8 protein-coding genes are annotated in these 9573 nt (G+C 58.9%); 2 read left to right on the top strand and 6 right to left on the bottom strand.

Annotated features, from left to right (window positions below; translation table 11 throughout):
• Nucleotides 1–306, top strand: a 306-nt coding sequence (locus tag AC1DCZ_RS07115; RefSeq protein WP_476973958.1) for an integrase core domain-containing protein, incomplete at its 5' end; no start/stop codon positions are given.
• Here AC1DCZ_RS07115 and AC1DCZ_RS07110 read toward each other — a convergent pair.
• The gene (locus tag AC1DCZ_RS07110) at nucleotides 278–1120 is read right to left on the bottom strand and encodes a transposase (RefSeq protein WP_476973957.1); all 843 of its coding nucleotides are present in this window, start codon (nucleotides 1118–1120) and stop codon (nucleotides 278–280) included. The two genes, AC1DCZ_RS07115 and AC1DCZ_RS07110, sit on opposite strands and share 29 nt — an antisense overlap.
• 25 nt (nucleotides 1121–1145) lie before the next feature.
• Between AC1DCZ_RS07110 and AC1DCZ_RS07105 the strand changes: the two genes are divergently transcribed.
• Entirely contained in the window at nucleotides 1146–2333 is a 1188-nt protein-coding gene (locus tag AC1DCZ_RS07105) for an ISL3 family transposase (RefSeq protein ID WP_476973956.1), read from the top strand.
• Nucleotides 2334–2459: 126 nt separating this feature from the next.
• Here the strand turns inward: AC1DCZ_RS07105 and AC1DCZ_RS07100 are convergent, their stop codons facing one another.
• The 5 genes from AC1DCZ_RS07100 to AC1DCZ_RS07080 all read right to left on the bottom strand — a co-directional run bounded on the left by AC1DCZ_RS07100 (nucleotide 2460) and on the right by AC1DCZ_RS07080 (nucleotide 9444).
• Complete coding sequence (locus tag AC1DCZ_RS07100; RefSeq protein WP_476973955.1) at nucleotides 2460–3818, bottom strand: IS110 family RNA-guided transposase; 1359 nt, start codon at nucleotides 3816–3818, stop codon at nucleotides 2460–2462.
• 440 nt (nucleotides 3819–4258) lie between these two features.
• Entirely contained in the window at nucleotides 4259–5236 is a 978-nt protein-coding gene (locus tag AC1DCZ_RS07095; RefSeq protein ID WP_476973954.1) for a hypothetical protein, read from the bottom strand.
• Nucleotides 5233–7146: a glycosyltransferase gene (locus AC1DCZ_RS07090; RefSeq protein WP_476973953.1), complete on the bottom strand. Its 1914-nt coding sequence runs from the start codon at nucleotides 7144–7146 to the stop codon at nucleotides 5233–5235. The genes AC1DCZ_RS07095 and AC1DCZ_RS07090 overlap by 4 nt, the downstream gene beginning before the upstream one ends.
• Entirely contained in the window at nucleotides 7146–8273 is a 1128-nt protein-coding gene (locus tag AC1DCZ_RS07085) for a glycosyltransferase family 4 protein (protein WP_476973952.1), read from the bottom strand. Before AC1DCZ_RS07085 ends, AC1DCZ_RS07090 begins: the two co-directional genes overlap by 1 nt.
• On the bottom strand, nucleotides 8257–9444 hold the full coding sequence (locus AC1DCZ_RS07080; protein WP_476973951.1) for a glycosyltransferase: 1188 nt from the start codon (nucleotides 9442–9444) through the stop codon (nucleotides 8257–8259). Before AC1DCZ_RS07080 ends, AC1DCZ_RS07085 begins: the two co-directional genes overlap by 17 nt.
• Nucleotides 9445–9573 lie beyond the last annotated feature (129 nt).

Here is a 9573-nt window from a genome sequence, read left to right as displayed (position 1 = left end):
CATTCGGATCGCGGGTCCCAGTTCCGGTCCCGCCGCTTCGTCGAATCGCTCAGGCACCACGGGCTCACCGGCTCGATGGGCAGGGTCGGTGCGTGCGCGGACAACGCCGCGATGGAATCGTTCTTCTCGCTGCTGCAGAAAAACGTCCTGGACCGTCAGCGGTGGCTCACACGCCAGGAGCTCCGCCTGGCGATCACCACCTGGATCGAAAGGACATACCACCGCCGGCGACGGCAAAGACGGTTGGGAAAACTCACCCCGATCGAATATGAAACAATCAACCGGACCGCGCTCTCAGCGGCCTAAGACCCCGAGTCAACAAAAGCCGGGGCAGTCCCGAGATCAGGTGGAAGTGATCGACGGCGACTGCGGTGCGGGGAAGCCACATCCGCAGCGCCTTCCGGAACGCCGCGGAGGGGTCGATCGCGACGACCTGCACGGCCAGCCGCCATTCCAGCGGCCGGGCGAACAGCCAGTCGCCGACGCCTTTGTGGTCCCGTCCGTCGACGACGCCAAGGACCTGTCCGGTGTCCAGATCCACGATGGTGGTCATCCAGGGTTCGAACCGGATCCAGGCCTTCGTTCCCGCGTCCTGGAAATAGCGCACGGACCGGAACCGGTGTTCATCGATTCCGAGCATCCGCGGGCTGAGTTTGTCCACGTCGGGCAGCTTCAGCAGGCATGCTTCGGTGACAGCGGCACGGACCATCCACCAGGACACCGCGAACCCCGCAGCTGTCTCTGACACCGCCCTGCCGGAGCGGATGACGGCGTCGACGAGCTGGTCCCGGAGCCGGCCGGTGGAGCGGGCACGGCGTGGGACCTGTGGGGTGGATTCAAAGAACGACAGCCGGTCGCAAGCCGGCTCTTCGCAGTACCAGCGGTACTTGGACCACAGCACTTCCACCGGCCCGGCGACAGGAATATCCCGGAGCCGTTGGAAACGGCGTTCCTTCCGCCGGGAGGCGATGACACCGCAGCTCGGGCAGCCAGGGAGCTCGTCAGTCTCGACAATGACCTGCCGCCGGCCGGCAGTGACAGAGGTAGAGATGACACGGTAGTCGGGCAGGTTGAAAAGGAGGGTGGCAGCGTCGGCTGCGACCCCGGTAGGCTCGATCAAGGCTCGTGGTCCTGTTCCCGGTTGAATGCTTAGACACACTCATCCCAGCAGGGCCACGGGCCCCCTCGTCTTCAACGACACGAACTCAATTCCCCACGAACCACGAAGAGCCCGTTCCACGGCCCGGCTCCGGGATCACGTTGTTGATGCGGTCATCAATTCCGGCCGGGCCGTCTCCGAGACCGCCACGGCGTTCGCGGTGTCCTGGTGGTTGGTCCGCGCCGCATTGACCGAGGCTTGTTTGCTCACGCTGCCCGAGGTGGATGAGCTCAGTCCGCGGATGCTGGGCATCGACGAGCACCGGTTCCGGTCCGTGCGGTTCTTCCGTGCCCCTGAGTCCAGTTCGTGGATCCGGCACGAGCCATGGATGACCACCATCGTTGATCTGGACACCGGTCAGGTCCTGGGGATCGTGGACGGCCGGGACCACAGGGGCGTCGGAGACTGGCTCTTCGCCCGGCCCCTGGCCTGGCGCCTCGGCGTGCGGGTCGTCGCGATCGACCCGTCGGCGGCGTTCCGGAAAGCGCTGAGGATGTGGCTCCCGCGCACCGCCGTCGCGGTCGACCACTTCCACCTGGTCTCCCTCGGCAACCAGGCCATGACCGAGACGCGGCAGAACCTCTCACAGCAGGTCAAGGGACGCCGCGGCCGCGGCGTCGACAAGGCCTGGTCCCACCGGATGCTGCTCCTGCGCGCCGGCGACACACTCTCCGACCAGGCAGCCCACCGCCTGGCCGAGGTCTTCGCCGCCGACGACCCGACCGGCAAGCTGCAGGCCGTATGGAAGGTCAAGGAACAATTGCGGATACTGCTGCGCACGAGCTCCCTCGCCGACGCCGCCGACGCCAAAGACGAACTCAAAGTCCTCGTGGATGCTGCAGGACGGCCGGAGACCAACAAGCTCTACCGCACAGTCTGCAGGTGGTGGAACGAGATCGAAGTCCTCATCATCACCGGCGCCACCACCGGCAAGGTCGAGGCCAACAGCACCGGCATCAAAACACATCAAACGCACCGCCCGCGGCTACCGGAACCGCGGCAATTACAAATCGGTTATTCTCATGAGAAGTGCCGTCCGGACGGCGGCATGACACTCATCCGGGAATCCATTTCCCCACGAACCGTGAAGAGATTCCCTAACGCTTGTCAAGCCTTTTTTGGCTCTGGACGACAGGCAGGGTTGAGTGCACCGTCACCTGTGTTCTGCCGGTGACGGTGGGTGCTATCCATCCGGCAAAGACGAACGCCAAGGGCTGTTGACGCCCCCGGGGCTGGTGGTGGCCGGGAGAGCGCCTGTGGCCTCAGGCCGCTTGCTGAAGGGTATCGGTGGTGGTGCTGGCTACCGTGTCAGGCGTGCCCGTTTCGCTTCGACGGTGTGGGATCGGGACTGGGTGCGCTGTCTGGGAGTGACGGTATAGCGGGAGGCGATGAGTTCCTTCGCGGCCCGTTTGGTGACCGGCTGCCCCTCGAGGTCACGCAGCTCATACATCTGCCCGGTGATGAGGGTTTTCCAGGTTCTTTCGGCCAGTTTCCTGGCGACGGCGATGGTGGCCTGGGTGTGGCAATGGCCGTGTTCGGTCATGAGCCGGTGGTAGAACGCGGCCAGCTGCGGGTCCATGGTCCGGGCGACGCTGCCGGCCTGGTAGAAGGCCAGGCGCAGGGGTGCCGGTCCTTCCTTGCTTATGGCCCGGCGGGGCTGGTTCATCATCCCGGAGGACCAGTTCGAGGGAGTGATGCCGACATAGTTGGCGGCCTTCTTGGCGCTGTCGAATCCGGATCCGTCGCCGAAGTAGGCGCGGATGCACGGACCTGTTGCCGGGCCGACACCCGGCAGGGAGAGGATCAGCGGGTCATCGCCGTAGAGCTGCTCCCACCACTGGCGCGCATGGGATGTGAAGCGCTCGACCCTGGCCCGGGACTCCCGCAGGTCGGTCAGGTGTTCGGTGACGTCAACGGCCAGCGCGTCCAGGTCCAGGTGTCCGTCCCAGAAGTCTGCCCATCCGCGGGCCGAGGCCTTGATCGCGGCGGCACGGGCAGGCGTGTCGGCCACATCCCGGGTGTGCGCTGCCACCACCGCTGTCAGTGTGGCGGCGCGGGCCGATGCCAGGGAGCGGAGGTCCGGCCATCGGCCCAGCACGGCAAGGGCTGTTGATTCGGATCCGGCGAACGCGGTCCACACATCGGGAAAGGCCCACCGTGCCAGTGACAGCAGCCGCCGCCAGTAGCGGTTGCCGTCAATGACGGCACCGGCCCGGCGGACCACGGCACGTCGCAGCGCCAACTGTCCCGGAGATGCCAGGACCAGCGGTGGCGGGTCGAAGATCTCCCCGGCGTGGGTGAGCACTTCTGAGTCGATGACGTCTGACTTGTTCTTGCCCATGATGGCTCCGCGCAGCCGTGCAGAGTGCCGGGCGCCGATCATTTCCATCTGCCCGCCGGCCCGTTCGACTGCCAGTGCCAGCGCCAGCCAGGTCATCGATGTCGGTTCCACGACCGCTGTCAGGGGCGCATGAATGGCGGCCAACCGCTGGGAGAGCCTCTCCATCCCGGCCAGTGTCGGGTCAACGGTGAAACGGCTCAGATGCTCCGTTCCGTTGTCGAAAAACTCCCGGACGGCGATATGGTGCCGGGCCGTGATGGCCGCGTCGATACCGGCCACTGCCCGCACGAGTCCTGCGGGCTTATCCTGATCCTGCATGATGGTTCTCCCTTTCCGCATCGAATACGTGCCATGGGACAACCCGTCGTTGCCGGTCCACCAGCCGAGTCACCAGGCCGGGCATCCCACCTTTGGGAGAACCGTCATGCGTTAATCTGAGCGCCGGCGGCGACCTCCCTCACACGCCCGCAACTGCTGAGGAAGCGTCGGATACAGCTCCCGCGCTTGTAAGTCATCCGGTGCCAAGCCCGGAGACGAAACCGGTGCTGCGCACCGTTCTCCTCCGGCCACCAATTCCCTCAATCGGGTCTGCTTGGAAGACAGGCCGGGGGCGTCGATCTCTTTCACGGGCCATGACGCCCAGCCGAAAACCGGAACCACCCCGCCCCCTCCCAAGGCCACCGTAAACGACGACCACCCACCTCAACAGGGGGTACTGAAGAGATACAAGCCGCTATTTCCAGCCCGCGCACGCTCACCTAGAGAGTGCGCGACTGGCACATCTGCATAATTGAATCCTCCACTCGCAGGATATAGGCCTCCAAGCTGAACATTTCTTTCCAGCACTTCCGAATCGCATCATCATTTCCTCGACCCAGCGCCGCAATTGCCGCAAGCTGCGGAAGAATCGGAAGAGAAGTATCGCATTCGCTGATGCCTGGCCCGATAATATATTCGCTAATTCCGCGGTTTGGCGTAATTGCTGTCGGAATACCAATCTCCATGGCGCCCACAAGAACCATGTGTCCTGCCGCCCGCGTCCCGTCCTTGAGCGGGAGAAACAGAACCGATGCCCTGCTCATCAGCTCTCCGAATGCACGTTGGTCGAGCGGGCCAGGGCGGCGCACGGCATTAGATCCTCGAACTCGTTCACCGGCCGGCTCACCAGTCGCCAGTGTGAGCAGCACGGGCTCCTCACTTTCGAGAACCTCTTCCTCGAGCTTCCGCACAATTGACAAATCACGATCTGAAGTACCGCCAACAAAAATGCTCAAGGAACTGCCCTGGATTGACTTCCGCGGATAGCCGAAAGAGTTTCCATACAGAACGGCTTGGGCATGTCCCCCTGATTCGTTCCATGGCACCGCTTCGGATCTCGAAAGCGTGACGACAGGAACGTCGCCAACGAGACACCGAAGAAGCTTCCAACTACGGCTATTCGGCTCGGCATACACGCCCGTGACAACGAATTTTCGACGACCGGTCACGCGGAGAGCTGCGCCAATCCACGGATTGTTCGCGAGGTAAGGTTCACCATCTCCTCTACGCAGCGTCTTCATCGCGAGCAGCAATGAATCCAGGCCGATGCCGAGAGCCCTGGACCCAAAGCGTTTGCCAGTCACCGATGCCGACTCGTTGCGTATCACGTGAGAGACGAGACGACCTTGAAGCCACTTTTCATCCGACGATGCGTCGGAAGGGCCCAATGCCAACAATGTGTAAGTCTTCTCCTTCAACCTGTATACCTCACGCTACTCTTGTGATTCGCGAGGACCCATTGTTTCCACTCGCGAACTGTCCTGCCATACATCTCTTCCCCCACCAACTGTGTGTCACCCCGGCCGTGCTCAATTGCGTACTTGATGGACTCGACCCAAGGCAATATTTGAGCAGAACTCTCGACATCTTCGTCCACAACAAGCAAAGGTGATGATTTGCCGAAGAAATCGGCAAGACTCGTGTCAGCACGGCCTACCACCGGGGTACCGGCCTCCACTGCACGAACAGCGATTCCGCTTTGATAGAAGCGCTTATACGGAATCACTATCACATCTGTCGTCGTGGCCAGGGCGGCAAGTTCTTGTTCGGATACAAAACGTGCATCCACAACCCAACCCGGCACCTGTGGCCATCCCCTTCCTACAATCTCTAGAACGTACCCAGATCCAAGAGCCGCTGCAAGAGAAATTAGTAGGTTAACGTCCCTGTCTTGTTTGTATTGACCGAGAACGCGGATGACCCTAGGACCAGGGACCCGTGCAGGATGAGGAAGTCGTGTTGCGGGTCGAAACATAGGATGCATGACAACCTCCAAGTTACGGCCTAGTCCGACGGACTCCATAGAGACTCTTGCCTGTTGGCTATGGACAATAATCCGCGGCCTATTCGGAATAAGCCGCATGAGTTGGGACGACATTCTGCCACTACCTACGGATCTCACCAAAGGTTTGGGATCGTGGTAAACGATTGCGGCGTTCTCACTGGATAGCAATTTAACAATAAGCAGGTCGATAAAGCCGAACACAGGCCATGTGACAATTATAGTCTGGTTCCCCTCATCTGGGGCGGGGACGCTCGCTTGCCGGAGAGTGAGTAGGTAGTTGATCGTCCAACTCAGACGGCCTTTACCGGAAAGGGATGGTTCCCCAATATCAAATCGCTGAACTTCCAACCCTCCCTGCTCAAGCAGCTCACACAATGCATTTGTGTAGTGGGCAAGTGCACCTCCCAAAGGATTCACTACACAAACAGTTTTCCCGGAGCCAGAAGCTGAATCTGGACCCCCCAGCTTATGCCGCGACCCGTCCCGCAATCCTTTTAGCAGGGCACGGGTTTCCAACAAACTTCGCTTCTTGATCGTCTCTCGGGCCAGAGCCTTTCCGACGATGAACGGAGTCGATAGGAGTTGTTGCAGGCGCGATCCGTTCTTCGCCTGAAACAACTGGATGTTTCTGGCTTGGTAGTAAGACGGAGTGCCCGCTGAAGACTGCCAGACGACGGCATCCGCGACTACTAAGACGGCCCAGCCCCTTCGACCCAGCTCGAGGTGATGATCGGCCTCTTCCATATATAAGAAGAACCGCTCATCGATGGGACATTGCTCCAAGACCTCCCTGCGAAACAAGACAAAGGCACCATCAACCCACTGGACCGCCCGAACCCCGGTCAACTCGACCGCCGAGCGATCGACGCCGTGTCCCTGATGCCGGGGTATACCCAGGAAGCTGGAGAGATAGCCTCCGAGGGACCAGACAGTTTGAGATCTCTCGCCTGTCACTAGGGCCGGTCCTGCAACGGCGGCGTTCGGCTCAGTATCCATGGTCCGGATTAGCAGCGTGATCGCACCGGCCTCCGGCAGCGACTCATGAGTTGAGACAAGCGTGTAAGTCGAGCTTGTATTCTGCAAGTGCCATTCCACGCCCGAATTTACAGCGGCTCCGTACCCGTCATTACTTCTATATATGATATTCAAATCCGGATGTACTGAATTTATTAGGGTGGAGTGGGCATCTCCTTCGCCGCTATTGTCGACGATCACCACTTGTGACGGAACTACGCCTTGGTCCAGAAGGCAGGTGATTGTCCTAACCAAGCTCTCAGGACTCTTATGGTGGACTACAATCACGGCTAGATCGAAAAAATTCATTACGGTGAATCCTTGCAGCTAGAATTTTTACTACCGTTCTCCGCCTGGAGCCAGTGATCAGCGGCTATTCGTCCCGCAATTTTGGGCAACGAACCAATCACTGAAGAACGCAGAAGCGGTTGTCTGAGCGCTTCCACAATCGAGCTCGCCAATTCCGCGTCCACGTTCCCTTCGGTAATCACAAGATGCCCGTTATCAGCCAACCACTCCGCTAGCCCGGTTTCATCGGTCGTGACCACGGTAAGACCTACCGATAGCGCCTCACTGATCGGTAATCCTATCTGTTCCCGCCAGCGCCCGTCACGCCTCGATGGAGCAACCAGAACACTACACGCTGTCAGATGTGATCTAACCTCGGAATTCTCTACAAACCCCACGAAAGACCGGCTTCCTGGGCTCTCAAGGCACCAATCAGCAACGAGAGTTGCATATTGACCGTGTCCGACTATCTTAAGGACGGCATCCGGAACCGTGACCTCGACCGTCTTCCACGCCGCCATCAGATCAAGGACACCCTTGCGGTCATCCAGCGTGCCAACAAATGCGGCTTTTCTGACATCTCGCCGATCCAATGTAAGCGGCAATTCAGCACATGCCGCGGGGAGTTCTTCAAGGAGACTACTGTCAACTTTGGTGAAGAAATCCATGGACGCGTACGATCGCTGTGCAGCGGAACTTCCGAACGCAATTTTGTCAATCAGCTTATAAAGCATTAGACCATAAAGGAACCTGAATAAGCGAACACAGATTAGTGGCATTTCGCGGTTTGGAGATAGCAGATTTTCAATGGTGTTATTCTCAATTGCATAAGTGACAATTCTGCGATGTTTGCGGAAGATGAATCCGAAGAACTTCCAGATAATCATCACCAGCATGTTCTTCAACGCGAATCGCATCCAAAGTGGTTCCGGGACGTCGAGCACTGTAGCATTAGAAATTGCAATTGTGAGCAAGCATTTCCGAAACGATACTTTCACAAAGTTGTCAGGAACGCTCGTGCAGCCGAGATCGTATTTCTCGGTCAGATAAAGCGTTAAGGCCGGCCGCATTTCGGCCGCCTCCTGTACCTGCTTAGATCTAAGTTCCGGACGGATGCGAATGCACTCAAAATTATGCTGACGCCGCATCAGTCTGCCTATCCGCGGTTGAAAGATCGATATCCAAACGTCGAGTTGAAGGTAGAATCGATGAAGATATGGCAATCTCATAAGCTATACAAACGTCTTCCCAGTTATACTTCTCTCCCGCACGCGATTGATTTTTTCTCCCTGCATCCTGTCGCTTGGGTGCATCGATCATTAGCGCACGGAGCGCCTCAGCAATGTCATTGGCTTCAGGGGGGACCATATTTTCATCTGAGCCGAGTACTTCCATATTGTAGGCGGTATGCCGAGCGACAACCGGCGCCCCACACGCCATGGCCTGCACAAGGGCGGGATTTGTCCCTCCGACGCTGTGTCCGTGAAAATAGACGCCCGCATGCTGCCATAAGGAGAGTAACTGCTCATCGTCACTCAAATGGCCCAGCCATTCAAAGTTGGGATATTCCTTGGCCAGGGCTTGCGCTCTATTGTCTAGTTCGCCGCCATATCCGGCTGAGCCTACAACCACAATCGGATATTCACCTGCAAGCTGTGCGGCTGCATCGAAGAATTCACTAATTGTATTTTCAGGGACGAAACGAGCCACCATTAGAATATATTTCCCGTGTTCCAGTCCTTCGCGGACCGGTAGGGGCCGTGGTCGGTCGCCACCGTAGGGTATGAACTCGCTACTGCGGGAAAATTCCTTTTGCCAACGGCGTCTTATTTCGAGCGAGTCGCTCACAAGGACGTCCCCGAAGACCGCCGTAAACTTAGCCCCGAGCTTGAAAACCATCTTGGCAGCCCGGCCCCATTTGGCACGCTCCCATTCGATTCCGTCGACATTTACGACCGTGGGGATACCCCTCAATCTCAGCAGCGGGAGCCAAAACCCATTTGCGACGTTCATGACGAGCGCAACATCGGGCTTGCGAACGAGCGCATGAACCACAGAAGTTAAGCCGTAAGTCAGTGTGCTCAGCGACTTACTCTCGAGACCCGCTGTTACGACCGATTTCACTCGCATATCTCTTGCGCTGTCATCAGCTTTCGTTGACCCGGGCCGCCCGTAAACAGTGACATCCCAGCCGACCTCCACGAGGAACGGCGCAAGCTTACGCACGGCCGTTTCAAATCCACCGTAATAACTCGGATACCCCCGGGTTCCGATGATCGAGACTGATGGACGTCTTCCGGTCCCCTGTGGTTGTTCCAATCGCACTCATCTCCTAGATTCTCGATACTTCACGGCTGACACCAAGTCTGAGCGGCGGCAGAAGACTTCGCGGCATGGAGTACGTTTGAGGTTACTCGATCCGCATGATTGGCCGAGCACCGTGACGCC

The organism is Arthrobacter sp. 10N418, from assembly GCF_056394725.1.
This window is presented reverse-complemented; position numbering and strand designations above follow the sequence as displayed.